This window comes from Mucilaginibacter sp. OK098, assembly GCF_900142915.1.
Taxonomy (GTDB): Bacteria; Bacteroidota; Bacteroidia; order Sphingobacteriales; family Sphingobacteriaceae; genus Mucilaginibacter.
Genome location: NZ_FRCM01000004.1, coordinates 533,796 through 551,739, shown reverse-complemented (window position 1 = coordinate 551,739; position 17,944 = coordinate 533,796). Strand labels below are relative to the sequence as shown.

Genomic DNA, 17,944 nt, shown 5'->3' with positions numbered 1-17,944 from the left:
GCTTTATCAAATCAATCAGCTTAACATCAGCGCTCCGCTCTTAGCATCTCCCTTTTGCCAGGCGCACCAGGCGCTTTCTCAACTTTACAGCCTAATGCTTTTACAGCCCGTTTCAAATTGCCTGTAATGGCATAGGTAACAAATACACCGCCTGGCTTTAAGTATTGTATAGTATGACCAATGGCTGCGTCGTCCCACATTTCAGGCTGGTATGCCACAGCGAAGGCATCAAAATAAATAATATCGTATTGTTGTGTTGATTGAAAGTTAAGCAGCGGGCAGTTGGCAATTTGCAGCTTGCAATTGGGGCTTATGGATACTTCGCCGCTTAAAGCAGGCGAATATTGTGCATTAAATTGCTGCCATAATTCTGCTGAAATATATTGTTCATACCCGGTTTGACCGATCATTTCTTTTGTTAAAGGATAGGCTTCAATTCCGGTATAGTTTAGGTTGATCTGTTTTTGATCACAAAGATCGGCACTTAGCAAAAAGTTTAAACCGGTACCAAAACCAACTTCTAAAATGGAAACAGGCGCTTCCAAATTTCCGGCTCTATCCAAAAAATACTGCAAGCCCGAGTTCACAAAAACATGCCTGCTTTCCTGCAAGGCGCCATGTTTTGAATGGTAGTTTTCACCAACTTGCGGGTTGTAAATGGTATTTGATCCGTCGGCGGTTTGTACTATTGTGAGCATATTTTATGATTACACCGATTTTAAAAGGATTACACCGATTACTACCGAAGTCAAACGGCTGCCTTCTGATTAGCAATTTCCACAACCGCTTCGCCTAAATCATAAACCGGCACATTAGTTATCTTGCCAATTATAATGCTTACTGCAGCCGCAGATCTGTAGCCCGCTGCGCAATGTACAACTATTGGTTTACCGGTAGGGATCTCGCCGATCCTTTCGCGTAATTCAGGCAGGGGTATGGTAACAGCGCTATTAAATATCAGCCTTTCTTCAGTTTCATTCCTGTTACGCACATCAACTACAGTATAGTTTTCTGTTTTGTGCACAAAATCATCAAGGTCAAGGTCAGGTAGTTTTTCAGCAGCAGTAGCTGGATTTAACAAAGCCGCTTTAATATTTTGCTCGTAGCCAATTTTAGCAGCCTTTTTTATCATTATATCCAATTGAGCTTCATCAGCTGCTATTAAATAAAACAACTCATCAGGACTAACTATTGAGCCAAGCCAGGTTTCAAATTTATCACCGTCCTGCAGGTTAATTGAACCTTTTAAATGTCCATTCCTGAAATTCTGCTTGGGGCGGGTGTCAATAACAAGGATGTTTTTTTCTAATACGGCATCCTTATCAAGCTTTAAAACAGCATCAACACTGTTTATAAATGATGGCGCACCTTTTTTATTTGTCTCAACATCATGTCCGAAGTATTTTGGTACAAAAGGCTGATCGGTAGTAAGCGTTTTAACAAATTGCAATTCGTCCATCAGCTGTAAAGCATAATTTTCGCGCAGCTCGCGGCCTATGGTGCTTTGCAGATCAGGGCTCATGTTTTTACCGCATAATGAACCCGGGCCATGGGCCGGATAAACTATTACACTGTGCGGTAGCTTCATTAACTTATCGCGGGTTGAATGATACATCTGGCGGGCAAGCTCTTCTTTTTTGGCGGTGATATTGCCAACGTTTTCGCGCAGATCTGGCCTGCCCACATCACCAACAAATAAAGTATCGCCGGTAAACAGGGCTGTTTCCTTACCTTCCTCATCCTCTACCAAAATGCAGATCGAATCGGGCGAGTGGCCGGGTGTATTTATGGCCTTCAGTTTTATATCGTTTAATGTTATTATATCGCCATCGTCAAAACTTTCATGCGGGTACTCAGCGCCTGTTAGCTTACTTGTATAAATAACGGCACCGGTAGTTTCATGGATCTCCAGGTGCGAGCTTACAAAATCGGCATGCGGGTGCGTTTCTATCACGCCCGTAATATCGGCGTCATGCTGAGCAGCAAAATCATAATAGGGTTGCGGATCGCGGGCCGGATCAATCACTATCATCTTTCCGGTCCTGATAAGCGCGTATGAACCGTGCGCTAATCCCTTGTCGTAAAATTGTTGGATTATCATTTGGGTGCAAAGATAATGTTATTTCGGATTTCGGAATTTCGATTTCGAATTTATGCAATAATATGACGCTGGGTTAGTTATTTCGGAAGTCGGATGTTCGATTTCGGAATTCGGTAATAGATGGTTGCTATTGACAAAATGTCTTTGAGACCTTCTCTTTTGGGGGTAATCTTCCATATTTCAACAAATTCTGCAATCGGCATTTCGACTTTCGCATTAAAAAAATCCGAAATCGAACATCCGACTTCCGAAATCAATCAAACTTCTTCTCTTTTCACCAGTAAAAACTCATCATTATCTAAAGGTAAGTAGCCGTATTCATAACAAAAGTGATAGGTTTTACCATTTTGAGTTTGATAGCTGCGGGTATGGTACTCAAAATCAAAACCCTTTGCCGAAAGTTTTTTGCGGGTGGTTTTTGTTTTACCGCCCGGGTTTAATTCCTCCAGGATCCGCCGGTTACGGCGAAGGATATTATTGATGTTTCGTACTAAATTATAGCTGCTGCTGTTAAGCTGGTTGTTGTAATTATTGCGGCAAAGGTCATTACAGAACTTTTTATCAGCCCTGCCATGCAGCGTTGTGCCGCAATCAAGGCATAGTCTTTCCTCATTCATCTGGCTAAAGATAGGTAAAATATTATCCGTTTGCAAACGGTTGCAAACGGAAATTGTCGACTATAAGCGGTTAATAACCGGGTAAGTTTTGGGGCACTGCTCACCTTTGTAGTGTCAATTAAAAACAAATTAAAATTTAAAAAACATGAACTCATTAAGAAACAGTGTACGCCTTGTAGGCAACCTGGGTATGGATCCCGAAGTAAAAAGCTTTGACAATAACAAACAACTAGCTCGTTTTTCAATAGCTACCAATGAAACCTATAAAAACGATAAAGGTGAAAGGATTACAGAAACTCAATGGCACAATTTAATTGCATGGGGCAGCCAGGCAAAGTTTATTGGCGATTACCTTAAAAAAGGCGACGAAGTAGCCATTGAAGGTAAGCTAACCAATAAAAATTGGGTTGATAAGGACGGCGTTAAACGCTATGCTACAGAAGTAGTAGTAAATGATTTTATAAAGCTTAAATCATAGTGCTGCTCTATGAAAAAGTATCTCCTGATAGCTTTTATGGCATCCGTTGTGTGCAGTGCTAATGCTCAAAAACTTCAAAAACCACAGCGGGACAAGATCACCGGCGATGTCACACTTTCGGTCAAGGAGCAGGTATTGTCAAATCCGTTCACCCTGCCAGGGCATTACCTGGCAGGCAACATGGTTAGGGGTAAAAATTATTGGGCGTTATATTTTCATTTAAAAGATGGGTTGAATATATATTATTATGTGTTGAAGGGCGATAAGGCTATTATAAAATTTACCGACGGTAAACTTTTGGAAATTACATCGGCTTTTGATGCACAGTCATCGCTTATCTCTTATGCAACGCCAGATGTGACGGAAAGCTTTTTAGCTTTTGAATTAACAGACGATGATGTAGCTGCACTGTTAAGTGGCAAATTATCGGTAATACGGATCAATACCTCTATGGGAGCCTTTGATTATGATATAAAAGATAGTAAATCTGAAATAATTAAAAAGCAGCTTGAGCTGATAGCAAAAAAATAAACTATTATCCAAAGGACCCTAACCAGCATCCTTTGGGTAATTTACAGGATTCAACCTATTCAACTCAACCTAACCTAATCAACCAAATTTATTATATTTGTTATGTACTTAGAAGCAAAAGAAACAGCCCGGCTCTACAAATTGTTAAGCGATAAATTAGGTAGCGATACAACCGAAGCCATGTTCAAATACATTGATAACAAAACTGAACGATCAGTGGAAGCAACAATAAAAACATTAGCTACGAAAGAAGATTTGGCGAAAGTAAAATATGATCTTAGTAAAGACATAGGTGCTTCTGTAAAGTGGATGTTCATTTTTTGGGTAAGTCAGCTTGCTGTAATGCTATCTATAGTAGTGCTTATGCTGAAAAAATAAACATCATGATCAAATAACTCTACCATTGCCTAAATTTATTAGGTAATGGTTTTATATGTCACGAATATTTAAAGGATATTATATGAGTAAGTTAAGCTTATATTTTATTTGTTCACACCTTGAAAAAAATAACTTATTACAACTCAATCAACCTAATCCAACTCAATCAACTCTAACCTATCCCTCGCCCTTCAAATAAATGGTCTTTTCAACAATGGTATGAATTACGGCATCCAGCTCTTTTGCCGTAATATCAATGTGGTTAATTATCTCTTTGTTCATGGGGTTATCCGGGGCATTCAGGTCGAATAAATTAACCAGGCCCAAAATAGTTGCGACAGGCCTCCTGATTTCGTGCGAACTTATGGATGCAATTTCCTGCAGTCTTTTATTCTGGTCCTTAACATGGTCATTGGTTTTTTTATTTTCAATTAAGATCCGAAGGATATTTGCTGTACGCTCAATCATCTGTAATTCCTCAGGTTTGGGCGCCCTTTTTTTTGTATAATAAACGGCAAAAGTGGCCAGCACCTGCGAACTGTTTGAACTTATAATAGGGGTTGACCAACAAGCCTGGAGGCTATACGGAAGGGCCAGGTGTCTGTAATCATCCCATAACGGGTCTGTTTCAATGTCACTTACTATTATTTGGCTGCGGTGATATGCCGCTGTGCCGCATGATCCTGCTTTTGGCCCTATTGCGGTTCCGTCAATAGCCTTACAATATACATCGGGTAATCTTGGGGCTGCCAGGTGGCGTAATTTTTCCTGGGCATCATTAACTTCCAAAACAGAACAGATCATATCGGGAAATATTTCCTCTATACCTTTTAGCAGTTCGTTAACGGTTTGTGGCAAAGCATATAATGATGAAGCATTTAATTCGAGCACGTTCTTTTCGAGCGCAAGTATTAGTTGCTGGATCTTGATATTGGTAATATCCCTTATAAATACTGCTATTTCATCTTTATAGGGATAAATATTAACCCTTAACCACCTGTTTGAATAAGCATTGAAATATTGAAGCTGAGTGGATAAATTTCCTTTAAAGGCGCTTTCAAATTCATCCAGTACCTTATCCGTAATTCCTAAATTTTCAAGCTGTCTGAAATTGAAATTTTCAAGCTGTTCACTTTTTAGCCCGGTTATTGCCTGGAAGGCCGGATTAAATGAAGTTATTTGCCAGTTGTTATCAATAATGAAGAAGCCTTCATTAAAGCTTTGTATAATATGCTGAATATTGCCGATGTTATCTTCATTGCCGGGGTTATTAAAATTACCGGTTAAATTAATACCTATTGCATAGATAAGGTTATCATCTGGATTTAAGATTATTGACCAGCTTATATTGTAGTAGCGCCCATTTTTGGCCCTCATCCGGATTTCATGACCGCTAATTTTCTTATTAACCAAAAGGTTTTTAAAAAGATCTTCTCTTCTCTTAGTATCAGCAGGATGCGAATAGTCACTGGCTTTCTGTCCTATCAGTTCTGATTCCGAATACCCAAGAACCTCTCTTAAAGATGGATTTGTTTTAATTATATTTCCGTCCTTGTTTAAAATACAAAAGAAATCACTTGATTGGTCGAAAAGAAAGGTAAGCCTGGAACCCATTTTGAATAGGATTAGGTATCTATATCGGAATAATCTAAAATTAAAGATATTTTTCTGATAAACCTAAATAATATATTGCTATTATGGCGTGCTTACTGCAACTGGTAAAATTTTGCCATTAAAAAACCTGTGTCCGGTTATAGAAAAATCGGCAATATATTTACCCATTTCAAAGGCCATTACAGGCGAATCATAACCCGGGAAAGCTTTTTCGAGCATTTCTGTTTGTGCCGATCCCAGCGCAAGGCAGTTAACCTTTATCTCGCGGTCAGCCAGTTCAAGTGCCAGGCATTCTGTTAAGGTATGCAATGCAGCTTTACTTGCAGAATATGCTGATAGCCCTGCAAATTTTACGCTACCCTGGAAACCGCCCATACTACCAATATTTAAAATATGCGAACCCTTTGACATTAAATGAAGCAGTGCCTGTATAATGCGTACGTGGCCTATAAAATTGCTTTGCAGCATTTCTACAAAATCCAATTCCTGCAATTGGCTAAATGGTTTATTTATTAACACCCCGGCGTTATTGATCAGTACATCAACCCTGTTATCAAAGTTACTGTTGATGAATTGCTGTAAACCTGCATAATCATCATGCACAATGTCAAAAGCTAAAGCAAAGATCTCTGCATCCGGATTCAGGCCATGCGCTATTTCCAGTAAGCGTTCCAGCTTGTCCTGCGAGCGGGATAGCGCTATTACCTTGTGTTTGCCCGATAATATAAGCTCGAGCACTGCTTCAAAACCCACACCGCTGCTGGCGCCTGTTACAATAATATTCATGGATAGCGTAGTTAGTGGCTCAATTTTACAAACATTTCCCTAAACCACCAATTTTTGCTGAATAGAATATTTTTTAAATAAAATAAAATCGTATCCGCAGGGTCTGTCATAGACGACCCTGCGTTGGATGAACTTTTTCGATGTGAAAATAGCCGGCTTTATACACTGCAATGAGCCTTCGTTAATCACAAACATCGCGCAGGGTCGTCGATGACAGACCCTGCGGGGACAAATTTTACAAACATTTCCCTAAACCACCAATTTTTGTTCAACCGGGTGCTTAATTAAGTAAAACCCATCATTAATCAGCTTTTTGCATTCAGGCTCATTAATTGCTTTTTGTTCAAGAAAACTTCTTATTTCTGCAGCCAGGTCTGGCTCTATCTCCTCGTGATCCAGGATCTCTAAAATTTCTAGGGCGCAAAGCCAGTCATCATGGTGGTTTTTTTGAAGCATTAGCCAAACGTTGCCTAAAAAGCCAAAATCTCCGCCATTGTGCCTGCGGTTGCGCACCTGCTGGTAAAGCTTGTGCAGCTCAATGGTATTATTGTCGTAAGCGGCATGATGCGTAAGCGTATCAGATTTGTAGGCTATTTCTAAAAACTCTCCCTTATCGGCCGCACCGCAAAAAACAGACGCTATCTTTTCGCCGACTGCCATATCATAAACACCCCAGGTTGGGTCAAACAATAGTTCACCTGCTTTGCCCTTAACTGTACAATTGGTGAAAGTAATAAGCTGTGTTTTGCAGTTTGATGTAATAATTTCTTTTACCTCTCCGATAACTGAAATTCCACTTTCAAAATTTAATTCAGTGGTTTTACCCTGCTCAATACCAAAATAATTAAGCTCTTCAACGCTTAAATTTTCCAATGGCATTGCATGTCCATTAAGCTTTCCAACAGGCGAGCTGAATCCGTCTTTATGATAATCCTTGCCATGTCCTTTCAGCTGCCTGTTATCAACGGCTAATGCCGATGGGCCTGTAGTTTTTACAAACACAGGGTCGTTATTATGCTGTTTAAAATCAGTAAAAGTGCCTGAAACCTGCAAGCCCGAGCTATAAACTGCAGTACAGGTGTTTTTGCTTTCTATAGCTTTTTGCAAACCATAAACGCCACCTTTTCTGAACGACATGGTGTTGGCAAATGTTTCCAGCACATCTATCAGGTTTTGAAAAGTAGGGGTAACAAATAGCTGGGGCTGGGTTTTTGTAATATCGTAAGTATAATTTATGGCATCAATGGTATATGGTATCTTTTTGATATCACTATCCATACAGCTTGCACTTTCGCCAATTGATGATAATAATCCTGCACCATAAATTTTAGGACTTGCAAGGTTGCCGATCAGTCCGTATTCTACCGTCCACCAGTGCAGGCGGCTCAATAAAGCCATTTCCGATGGCTCACCCATGTTTTCCTGGCGATGAGCCAGCAATTCTTCGGCTTTATTTATTTCATTTGCGTCAGCATCTGGCATTTCTTTTAATATCGATAAGGCTCTTATGGCTTCGTAAAGCTCAAAATCCTGGGCCGAAAACATGGCTTTGGCACCTATCGAACCAAAATAACTCAAGTATTCGTGGTAGTCCTTATCAGCAATTATAGGAGCATGCCCTGCCGATTCATGAATAATATCCGGCGCAGGTGTATATTCAATGTGTTTTAGCTGGCGAATGTCGGCAGCAATAACCAAAACGCGGTAAGCCTGGTACTCCATAAAAGCAGCAGGAGGTATAAAACCATCAACGGTAACCGCGCCCCAGCCAATTTTAGCAAGGGCATCGTTCATTTCCTGCAGGCTGGGAATTTTTTCTATGGATAAGCCGGCCTTTTCAAGACCGGGGATATATGGATAATAGGCTACATCCTTCAGATAGCTATAATTTTGCCGCATAACGTAACGCCACACCGCATGGTCAACAGGCGTATAATGTTCATAATGCTGATCTACTATAAATTGCTTTAGATGTGCGGGTAATGCAGCAACCTGCGGGTTGCCAAAATCATTAAAACTAGACATTAATTTTGGTTTGTTGGAAAGCACAAAATTAAGAAATTAGTTTAACGGGCAAACAGATGTGATACTTATAAACAGGAAATTTACAAAATTATTAAGAAGTATTTATGCTGCTGATAGGTTGAATTTATTTTAACAACAATAAAACTGCAAATTAAATTTTGCTTAGTGTAATTTAAACAATATCGTTTTCATCCATTTTTTCTGCCGGTAATCCTTCCTGTAAGCGGCTTGGGCGGATAACATAATAAACGCCAAACAATGCCACAACAAGCGATAGCAAATAAAATGAAGTAGCCAGGAAAATGGCAAGATCAGGGATCATCGGGAACACGTTTGATAGCTTTGTGAATATAGCTTCCCGTGCGCCTGCGCCACCGGCAGTAATTGGGATAATTGATGCCAGTGCCGAAATTAAAAAAGATAATAAATAAGGGGAGAATTTACCGTGAAAACCTGCCTCATGAAATTCGGGCTGGCCTAAAATTACACAGATTATAGTAAGCAGTTGTAAGCTTTGCAATAACAGGGCTTTAGCATGTGCTTCAAAAAATTTATGTGTATAGTCTCTGAAAAATTTGTAAGCCACAAAGTAATAAATTATGGAACCGGCTGCAAATATGCCCAGCGGGATGCCAATATGAATATCTATCTGCGGAATTAAAAATATTAAAGCAACGGTTATTAAACCAATTGCCCACAAACCACTCAACCTGTCGAACATTACAGCCCAAAAAAGTTTTTTAACCGGGGTTTTATAGGTTTTATTGATGAGGTACATTTTATAACCATCGCCACCGATTCCACCGGGAAGGAGGAAATTATAAAAAAGACCCAAAAAGTATAATCTTAAATTATACTTCGGATTTAACTTTAAGCCAATTGATTTAAAAAAACTAAGCAGCCTCCATGCCGAAACTATCATTGACGAAGCAAGACATAAAAAGGCAGCCAGCATCCACCAATAATTTGCTTCAAGAAGCCTTAGTTTAACTTTATTAATATCAACCTTACTGAAAACCCAAACCAGTAATGCTACCGTTACAGCTATCTTTAAAATAGTTTTAACTACATTCCAAAACCGTTGTTTAGGCGTTTTGGGATTTATCTCTTCTTCAGCTTCGTTTACTATGGCTTGTTGAATATTAGTCATGGGATGCAAAGGTAGCAAAAAGGAAATATTTGTAAGCTGATGAATATATAAATGCCGATATATGACGTAAAAGGGGCTGTTTTAACCCTTTTTATCCATTTTCTCCAACAGTGCAAGGATCTTATCCAGCTTATCTATTTCAATGGAATTTAGTTTTTGCAGCAATTCTTCTATTTCATCCTTGGCTTCACAATTTGTTTTGTAATCTGCATCGGCCTGGGCGCGGTCACGCTCACTTTGGCGGTTTTGGGCCATCATGATAATCGGCGCCGCATAAGCTGCCTGGGTTGAGAAAAGAAGGTTTAGCAAAATAAATGGATAAACGTCCCAATGATATGCAAATCCTATCACATTAAGCGCCATCCACACCAAAACTATAAGAGTTTGAATAATGATAAAGCGCCACGAGCCCATTCCGTTTGCTACTTTATCGGCCAGGCGCTGGCCAAATCCTAATGAGGCCTGATGTATTTGATGCCATGTTTTGTGATGTTCCATAAGGGGATTTAATTTTAATTTCCGGTGTTAAATATAGACAAAAAACAAGAAATAAGAGCCCCGGGGAAAGAATCAAGAGACAAGAAGTCAAGAATCAGGAATCGGGAGAAAAATACATAAAATTGGTTTCGCAGGGCATTACCTATTGGTATTTATGGATGGGAGTTTGATGCATTCTTTTATCTTTTAATTCTTGTCTCTTGATTCCTGACCTCTTGTTTCTTACAAAAAGCATATTTCATTTTTATGATAAACTTTTATAGTTTAGGTTTGGGGATATTTACCTGCTAAAAAGAAACGCTCTTGTTGCTTTTATAGCCGTCTATTTAATTATTAAAAAGAGATAACCTGAGCTCATTATGCAAGATGACATGATCCTGGAAACCATATCGGTTACCAAAAATTATTTTGGCGATAAATCTTCGGGAGTTAATAATGTAACCATATTTATTCCGAAAGGGAAAGTAACTGCAATTGTTGGTGAAAGCGGCAGCGGCAAAACCACCTTGTTGAATTTGCTGTTTGGATTATTGCAGCCCGATAGCGGCGAGGTTTTTTTTAAGGAGGAACGCATTTTAAAGCGCGAGGAAAAGCTGCAGCCTGCCCACGAGGCGATGCGCCTGGTAACCCAAAACAATGCCGATATGGATCTTGATGCAACGGTATGGGAGAGCGTAAGATCGGGGTTAAGAATTGGCGAGCTCGGCCTGGATACGGAAGAGAAAAAAATAACCGATTCATTAAATATGCTGGATATATTGCCGCTTAAAGACCAGCCATTTGGAAAATTAAGCGGGGGTGAAAAGCAACGGGTAACCATTGCAAAGGCGCTGATAAGCAAACCCGAGGTTATTTTGCTGGATGAACCCTTTAACCAGGTGGACGCTACTTATCGTGAAGGCTTACAGCACGACATCCGCTTTATTGTGAAGGAGTGGGGAGTAACGATTGTTTTGGTTTCGCATGACCCAGCCGAGATCTTATCAATGGCCGATGAATTGATCGTACTAAAAGAAGGCGAAATTGTTGAAAACGGAAGCCCGGAGGAGCTATATAATTCGCCCAAACTTTTATATACCGCACAAATATTGGCCAGCAGTTGTCAGCTTACATCAGCAGAGGCTAAAAGCTGCAGCATTAAAAGCAAACGTGGCACAGTAGTGGTTTACTCTGAGCATGTTAAAATTGGCAAGGGTTTCGGCAATAAATGGACAGTTAAACAGATCCTGTTCAAAGGTTTTTTTGAAGAGCTGATCATCGCACGCGATGGTGTTATTTTAAGGGCAAACAACTATACTAAGGGTAAATACGATATAGGCAGCAAAATCAGCATCAGCATTGAAGATTATTTTGAATTTGGTAAATGGGAGACCCCCGCAAGGTCATTGCCGAAGGAGTTGTGATTAGGTTGTAGAGGTTGTAAGGGTTCGAAAAGTTGTTGAAATTGGCAACGATTATGTCATGCTGAATTTATTTCAGCACCTCACACGCTAAGTATACACCATATAAGCGACCCTGTTCTGTGGGGTGCCGAAATAAATTCGGCATGACGGATGTGAGAAACTCACTCAACTAAACTCAATTCCAGTTTTTCCTTCCTGTACTTAGCCAAATTAATCAGTAGCACACTACCTAATATCACAAACAGCCCTGCCAATTGGGTAAACGAAATATTTTCGCCGGCAAACACAACGCCCAATATTACTGCTATAACCGGGTTCACATAGGCATAAGTGCTTACCTGTGTTGCCGGGCGAACCTGCAATAGCCATACATAAGCACTGAATGCAGCAATTGAACCAAAAATTACCAGGTAAAGCACAGCCAACCAGCTTGTAATTTGGATGCTGTGAAAGTTTAAACCCGCATACTCATTATGGATAAAGCTAACCGGGATATACACAAACCCCGCGCTTAGCATTTGCCATGCCGTACTTACGGTTGCAGAGCCAGATGTAGGCCTGTGTTTTGAAAAAAGAGAACCACCAGCCCATGAAATAGTACCTAAAAGCAATAACAGCATCCATGGTAATTTTGATGCGCCGCCACCGTCAAATATTTTCCCGATCTGCTCGCTGAATAATATGATTACCCCGGCAAAACCAATTATTAACCCAACTATGGTTGCCTTATTTTTTAGGTTGATGCCCCAGTTTGGCTTATCAAGCAGCACAAACCATATGGGTGCTGATGATACCAGGATGGCCACCATTGCGCTTGGTAAAGTTTGCTCGGCCCATATTACAATGCCGTTTGCCACAAACAGCAAAAGTACCCCGGTTATTGCCGCATTGATAATATCTCTCTTCACAAAAATCTTTTCACCCTTAATTACACACCAGCCCATCATTAACAATCCGGCTATGGTAAAGCGGATTGCTCCCAGTAAAAATGGAGGCATCCCACCTTGTTCAGCCAGGCGGATAAAAAAATAGGTCGACCCCCAAACAATGTAAACTGTTGCAAAAGCAATGATAACTAATAGGGGTGATGCTGATTTTTGTGTTGAAGGCATGAGCTTATAATTTTTCGGGTATAACCAATTGTTGTTGTTCTTTAACCGTTTCGAGCACTATGGTGGTGCGGGTGCTTAAAAGGTTGGGGATCTTGCTGAATTCGTTCCGCATCAAATGCATTAGCGAGGCCGAATCGTAAGTGCGAACTTTTACCAGGTAACAATCATCACCGGCAACATGGTGCACTTCCTGTACTTCGGGAATAGTGGCCAGTTGTTTAGCTGTATCGTTGCAGCCGGGCCCATCGGCAGCTTTCATAAAAATAAAGGCAAGCATTTTTTGCTGCAACGCATCGGGGCTAATACGCGCGGTATATTGCCTGATCACATTTTTTTGCTCCAGTTTTTTTACACGCTCCAGGATACCTGATGGCGCCATGCCCAGCTCGCGTGCCAGATCGGCATTGCTGATGCGGGCATTCTCCTGCATTAAGCGTAAAATGTGCAGGTCTGTTTTATCCAGTATGATCTCTGTTTCGTTAATCATACTGTAATATTACACTATTTTAGAACTATATTCAAAATAGTATTTTAAAAAATGAATTTAATTCAACAAAAGTACGTTTTGTGTGTTTAAACGTCTATTTGAGTGAATGTGGCGAAATAATTTGCACCTTCCTGTTTTGAACCATGATTGAAGGATTTTAGGATTACATGATCCAATTGCCTCTGGTAAATCAAGAAATCTCCTAGTCAAGCGAATCAGGGTTCAGACATTAGCCTCTGATCTCTTCTTCTTCAACGTTATAACAGTAACCTCAGGCCAGATGCCTAAGCGCCCCGAGAACGCTAAAAAGCCGAAGCCACGGTTAACGTACAGGTAACGGTTCTTTTCATTTACTAAACCTGCCCAGTCAAGATAGCGGTATTGTACCGGGCTCCACCTGAAACCGGCAACCTCAACCCCGAACTGTGCACCATGGGTATGGCCTGCCAGCGTTAAATGAATAGTTGTTGGATTATAGCGCACCTTTTCCTCCCAGTGGGTAGGGTCGTGCGAGAGCAGGATCTTGAAGGCGTCTTTATCAACGCCTTTTAATGCTTTATCCAGGTCGCCTAATTGGATGAAGCCCTTTCCCCAGTTTTCAACGCCTATAAGTGAGATCTTTTGACCATTTTTTTCAATGTCGATATTTTCATTCAGCATTAAACGATAGCCTAATGCTTTGTGGTGCTCTTTAAGCTTATCCAGGTTCGCCGCCTTTTCGGCCTCGCTGGCCCACTCAATATAATCGCCATAATCATGGTTGCCCAATATAGAGAACTGCCCGTACGGCGCTTTAAGCTGGCCGAAATTTGGAATGTAAGGTTCTATCTCCCAGGCTGCGTTGTTCACAAGGTCGCCTGTAAAAACAAATAGGTCGCTTTTTTGCGCTTTTGCAAGGTCAATGCCGCGCTGCATAGCATCGGTATTGTCAAAACTGCCGGAATGAATATCAGATAGCTGGGTAATGGTAAAGCCGTCAAATGCATCAGGCAGGTCATCGAAATACAACGTTGTGCGGTGCACCTTGTAATCATATTTACCCTTAAACATGGCATACATAAACCCGGTAAACGGAAAGGCGGCAATCAGTATGGCAGCCTCGCTTATAAATTTACGCCTTGCCGGGAAATATGGTTCAATAACTTTACCATCAGGTTTGGTTACGTTGCTTACTATCCCGTAAAAGAAACGACCAATATCACCCAAAAACAAAATCAGCACAAAAAATATTTTGGTAATAAAAAAAGTGAGGAACAGGCTCAGCATCCACTCGTGAAAGGGCGTCATGCCTTTTGCCGTGCTGAAACTGCCAAAGCCGCCAATAAACAAAACAGTTACCCCAACTGAAATTACCAGGTAACCCCATTTAACAAGCTGGCGTAAACGTTCTGATTGCCAATCAGCCGTAAAAGTTTTTAGTCCGTTAAAAACGTACCAGTCTAATAATAAACTGATAGCAGCAATAATTAAAAATATCTTAAAAAAACCACCTCTGTGCATAGTAATTAATTAAAAGCCTGCAATTTATAAAAGGAAAGGTAATTGGAGGGTAAAATTTGAGGCGAGAAGTAATTAATTGTATAACCAGCTATTTATTGGGGCAATTTACTGTGCTTTGTTTTAAATGAGTATTATTAATACATTTATTCGGGCAGACATATGTAATGTCCGTTTAATATTAAAAAACCGTAATGAATGCTTTTGATCATATTAAAACCATTTTAGCCATAATTTTAGGCTTAAGTATTACGCACCTGTTAAAAGGAATAGTAAAGTTTGTACAACACCCTAAAAAGGGCAGGCCGTATTGGGTGCATTTAATGTGGTGTATTTATGTTTTACTTTTAATTATTCACTTTTGGTGGTGGGAATCGCATTTAAGGACGATAACCTCCTGGAACTTTGAAATTTATTTTTTCCTGATCTGCTATATCTCCGTTTACTATTTTATATGTTCTATCCTGTTACCCGAAGATCTTCAAGAATACAACGGCTTCTTTGATTATTTTTACTCAAGGAAGAAATGGTTTTTTGGTTTCCTGGCTTTATCCTTTGCGCTTGATTTTGTTGATACCCTTATTAAGGGAAAAGAATATTACCTGGCGCATTATAACTGGGAATACCCGGTAAGGAATCTAAGTCATATTGTACTTTGTATTATTGCAATAAACAGTAATAACAAAAAGTTTCATAGTGTGCTGGTAATACTATTTATGCTTTATGAGCTTACTTACATTTACAGGCTATTTATGCGGTTTTGATTTGAATTAATTAAAAACTCAATAATTATGAAAGAATTTATGCTGCTAATCCGCAATGGAGGCGATAGCAAGGCTGCTTTTTCGCCCGAAAAGAACCAGGATTTTCTTAATGCCTGCAGGGTTTATATTGAAAAACTGACAAAAAATGGAAACCTTAAAAGAGCGCAACCGCTTATCCGGGAAGGGAAGATGCTGTCGGGCTCAAACAACCAATGGATGGAAACGCCTTTTAATGAAGGTAAAGAAGTAATTGTTGGCTATTATCATATCCTTGCAAATAACCTGGACGATGCAATTGCCATTGCAAAAGGCAATCCTGAATTTGAATATACCACAACCGCCAGGATTGAGGTCCGCCCGATAAAAGTGGTGGAAGAATCTACTTCTTATGCTTATCCGAAAGGGGAATAAATTGAATAGAAGGAGCTTTGTCAACTTTTTAAAAGTTGACAAAGCTGAATTTTACTTCGCTACCCAAACATTATCCCCTTTATTCGAATCCGGATCATAACTACCGCCCAGCACTATTTTAGTAACGCTGTTTTTTGCAGTAAAGTTAGCCGTATAAGATTTTTCGCCATTTGCCCAGCAGGCTACGCTTTGGTGGATCTGTTGCGTAGTGCCATCGGTGTAAAATATAGTTAGGTCTACGGGTATGGGTTTGCTGCCAACACGGTTTATGACCACTGAATACTCTTTTTGGTTGTTGCTAACTTTGCCTATTCCCAAATCAGGGATGCCGCCATCAATAAACCAGCTTTTCCAAAACCAGTTCAGGTTTTTACCCGCTCCGGCATTCATACAATTAAAAAAGTCGAACGGCATTGGGTGTTTGCCATGCCATTGGGTTATGTAGTTGTGCAGGGCCCTCGTGAATAATGCATCGCCCAGCATGTCTTTAACATACAGATAGCCAAGACCCGGCTTTGGATAGGAGTCTGTAAAGCCGCTTGCACCGCTAAGCTGGGTGGTAAGTGAAATGATTGACTGATCTTCCTCTTTCCCGGCGCTTTGCGCATAGGCTTCAACGCCAAACAAGTCGGTAACTTTTGGATCGATAATAGGGCTTATGGTCCATTCGCCTATGGTTGCCCAGCCTTCATCCATCCAGCCGTACTTGGTTTCATTAACGCCCATATAAAAGGGGAACATGGTATGAAAAATTTCGTGATCGGTTAGCTCAATGCCATCTTCGGCCGTTGGGGTAGGGTTATCATTTACCATCATTGGGTATTCCATCTGGTCCAATCCATCAAAAACGGTTTCATGCGCATATGGGTACGGCCATTTTGGGAATTGATAGCTCATGGCTTCAACCGTTTTGCGGGCATAATTTATCACCTCAAAATAATCCTTATGATTTGGATTAAAAACAGCATCAACCCGGGTGCGCCTGCCGGTTTTAGGGTCAACCACCAAGCTGCTTGCTTTCCATATATAATGGTTGCTAATGGCAAAGGCCACGTCTGTAACGCTATCCGCTTCAAACTTCCAGGTATTAGCGGCTTTGTTTGCGGTAATTTGTTCTTTCAGCTCAGCTTCGGTAATAATATCAGTTACACTATCATTTAGTTCAGCATCATGGATCCGCGCAACTATTTTTGACGCATAAACCTCGCCTGCATTTTTAAGGTTACCGGTGCTCCAAACTTTATAATTGCCCGGCACTGTAATAGCCAGGTTAAAATGGCAAAAGTCATTATAGAATTCTTCGCTGCCGCGATAATGGTTTTGGTTCCAGCCATCAATATCATCATAAACAGCAATCCGCGGAAAAAAATAAGCGATAAAGAAAGCGCCTGAATCAACCTGGCCTGTACGGATGTGCGAAGTTTTATTTAACGTGTATGAATATGCAATATCAAAATGTACTTTTTGCTTTGGCAATATGGGTGTGGTCTTCAATGTCATATTGGTGCCGTCAATTGTCCAGCGGGATGTGTCTTGATCATTTTTATCAATTGCTAACTTTTTTATCTTAACGCCATCGGTAAGGTCCACGGCAGCAACAGGCATGTTCCTGATAGCGCCTTTTTTATAAAGATTAGGATACAGCTTTAGGTTAATCTCATCCAATGTATCCGGACTGTTGTTGGTATAATCAACAGATACCGTACCATCAAGCAACCGGTTAATTGGGTTAAAGTTTATAGAAATGGTATAATCCGCGCTGTTTTGCCAGTAATTTTTACCTGGTGCGCCGTTAGTTGTGCGGGTACCTTTGGTATAGGTGGCCTGTAAGTTTACAGGTACCTGCAATGTTGTTTGGGCATAGGTATTGATACTTCCCAATATCACCATTGGGAATAATAACTTGTAAAATGAGGCCATCATTTAAAATTTATATATTCAGTAATTTATCAAATCAAAACTTAAAAAATCAGTATTCAGGATTTTCCTCAAATCTGAAATCATCAAAGCCCCCTCTAAATCTCCCCCGGTAGGGGAGACTTTAGCTTCGCCCGTGTTTGCTTTTTAAACTCAAAGATTAGGGGGCTTTAAT

The 17,944-nt window shown here is 40.3% G+C and carries 18 protein-coding genes; 6 read left to right on the top strand and 12 right to left on the bottom strand.

Features of this window, described 5'->3' with window-relative positions; all coding sequences use genetic code 11:
- Window positions 1-26: 26 nt before the first annotated feature.
- From mnmD to BUE31_RS15925, 3 genes are all read right to left on the bottom strand, one after another.
- On the bottom strand, window positions 27-698 hold the full coding sequence (gene mnmD, locus BUE31_RS15935) for a tRNA (5-methylaminomethyl-2-thiouridine)(34)-methyltransferase MnmC2 (protein WP_073404785.1): 672 nt from the start codon (window positions 696-698) through the stop codon (window positions 27-29).
- Window positions 699-748: 50 nt separating this feature from the next.
- Window positions 749-2,101: an MBL fold metallo-hydrolase gene (locus tag BUE31_RS15930; RefSeq protein WP_073404784.1), complete on the bottom strand. Its 1,353-nt coding sequence runs from the start codon at window positions 2,099-2,101 to the stop codon at window positions 749-751.
- 257 nt (window positions 2,102-2,358) lie between these two features.
- Window positions 2,359-2,718 (bottom strand): hypothetical protein, encoded by a 360-nt coding sequence (locus tag BUE31_RS15925; RefSeq protein WP_073404783.1) that lies wholly within the window; start codon window positions 2,716-2,718, stop codon window positions 2,359-2,361.
- 145 nt (window positions 2,719-2,863) lie between these two features.
- Between BUE31_RS15925 and BUE31_RS15920 the strand changes: the two genes are divergently transcribed.
- From BUE31_RS15920 to BUE31_RS15910, 3 genes are all read left to right on the top strand, one after another.
- Window positions 2,864-3,196: a single-stranded DNA-binding protein gene (locus BUE31_RS15920; protein WP_073404782.1), complete on the top strand. Its 333-nt coding sequence runs from the start codon at window positions 2,864-2,866 to the stop codon at window positions 3,194-3,196.
- Between the two features lie 9 nt (window positions 3,197-3,205).
- Window positions 3,206-3,727 carry a hypothetical protein gene (locus BUE31_RS15915; protein ID WP_073404781.1) on the top strand — a complete coding sequence of 174 codons (522 nt, stop codon included), beginning with the start codon at window positions 3,206-3,208 and terminating at the stop codon, window positions 3,725-3,727.
- Between the two features lie 102 nt (window positions 3,728-3,829).
- Window positions 3,830-4,105 (top strand): hypothetical protein, encoded by a 276-nt coding sequence (locus tag BUE31_RS15910; protein ID WP_073404780.1) that lies wholly within the window; start codon window positions 3,830-3,832, stop codon window positions 4,103-4,105.
- 177 nt (window positions 4,106-4,282) lie between these two features.
- Here the strand turns inward: BUE31_RS15910 and BUE31_RS15905 are convergent, their stop codons facing one another.
- The 5 genes from BUE31_RS15905 to BUE31_RS15885 form a co-directional block, all read right to left on the bottom strand.
- Window positions 4,283-5,719, bottom strand: coding sequence for a PAS domain S-box protein (locus BUE31_RS15905; RefSeq protein ID WP_073404779.1), 1,437 nt, complete (start codon window positions 5,717-5,719; stop codon window positions 4,283-4,285).
- 81 nt (window positions 5,720-5,800) lie between these two features.
- Window positions 5,801-6,505 carry an SDR family NAD(P)-dependent oxidoreductase gene (locus BUE31_RS15900; RefSeq protein ID WP_073404778.1) on the bottom strand — a complete coding sequence of 235 codons (705 nt, stop codon included), beginning with the start codon at window positions 6,503-6,505 and terminating at the stop codon, window positions 5,801-5,803.
- Window positions 6,506-6,754: 249 nt separating this feature from the next.
- Window positions 6,755-8,530: an aromatic amino acid hydroxylase gene (locus tag BUE31_RS15895; protein WP_073404777.1), complete on the bottom strand. Its 1,776-nt coding sequence runs from the start codon at window positions 8,528-8,530 to the stop codon at window positions 6,755-6,757.
- A 172-nt stretch (window positions 8,531-8,702) separates the two neighbouring features.
- Window positions 8,703-9,680 (bottom strand): lysylphosphatidylglycerol synthase transmembrane domain-containing protein, encoded by a 978-nt coding sequence (locus tag BUE31_RS15890; RefSeq protein ID WP_083619998.1) that lies wholly within the window; start codon window positions 9,678-9,680, stop codon window positions 8,703-8,705.
- An 81-nt stretch (window positions 9,681-9,761) separates the two neighbouring features.
- Complete coding sequence (locus BUE31_RS15885) at window positions 9,762-10,178, bottom strand: DUF1003 domain-containing protein (RefSeq protein ID WP_073404776.1); 417 nt, start codon at window positions 10,176-10,178, stop codon at window positions 9,762-9,764.
- A 359-nt stretch (window positions 10,179-10,537) separates the two neighbouring features.
- On the opposite strand from BUE31_RS15885, the gene BUE31_RS15880 reads away from it, so the two are divergent.
- Window positions 10,538-11,581 (top strand): ATP-binding cassette domain-containing protein, encoded by a 1,044-nt coding sequence (locus BUE31_RS15880; protein WP_073404775.1) that lies wholly within the window; start codon window positions 10,538-10,540, stop codon window positions 11,579-11,581.
- A gap of 161 nt (window positions 11,582-11,742) precedes the next feature.
- On the opposite strand, the gene BUE31_RS15875 is transcribed toward BUE31_RS15880, so the two are convergent.
- From BUE31_RS15875 to BUE31_RS15865, 3 genes are all read right to left on the bottom strand, one after another.
- A complete protein-coding gene (locus tag BUE31_RS15875; RefSeq protein WP_073404774.1) occupies window positions 11,743-12,693 on the bottom strand; it encodes an EamA family transporter in 951 nt (316 codons plus the stop codon).
- Window positions 12,694-12,697: 4 nt separating this feature from the next.
- Entirely contained in the window at window positions 12,698-13,180 is a 483-nt protein-coding gene (locus BUE31_RS15870) for an Lrp/AsnC family transcriptional regulator (protein ID WP_143167139.1), read from the bottom strand.
- 222 nt (window positions 13,181-13,402) lie between these two features.
- Entirely contained in the window at window positions 13,403-14,680 is a 1,278-nt protein-coding gene (locus BUE31_RS15865) for a metallophosphoesterase (RefSeq protein ID WP_073404773.1), read from the bottom strand.
- 191 nt (window positions 14,681-14,871) lie between these two features.
- Here BUE31_RS15865 and BUE31_RS15860 point away from each other — a divergent pair, with 191 nt between their 5' ends.
- Entirely contained in the window at window positions 14,872-15,441 is a 570-nt protein-coding gene (locus BUE31_RS15860) for a hypothetical protein (RefSeq protein ID WP_073404772.1), read from the top strand.
- Between the two features lie 27 nt (window positions 15,442-15,468).
- A complete protein-coding gene (locus BUE31_RS15855) occupies window positions 15,469-15,852 on the top strand; it encodes a YciI family protein (RefSeq protein WP_073404771.1) in 384 nt (127 codons plus the stop codon).
- Between the two features lie 51 nt (window positions 15,853-15,903).
- Here BUE31_RS15855 and BUE31_RS15850 read toward each other — a convergent pair whose 3' ends face one another.
- Window positions 15,904-17,775: a M1 family metallopeptidase gene (locus BUE31_RS15850; RefSeq protein ID WP_234997843.1), complete on the bottom strand. Its 1,872-nt coding sequence runs from the start codon at window positions 17,773-17,775 to the stop codon at window positions 15,904-15,906.
- Window positions 17,776-17,944: the final 169 nt, after the last annotated feature.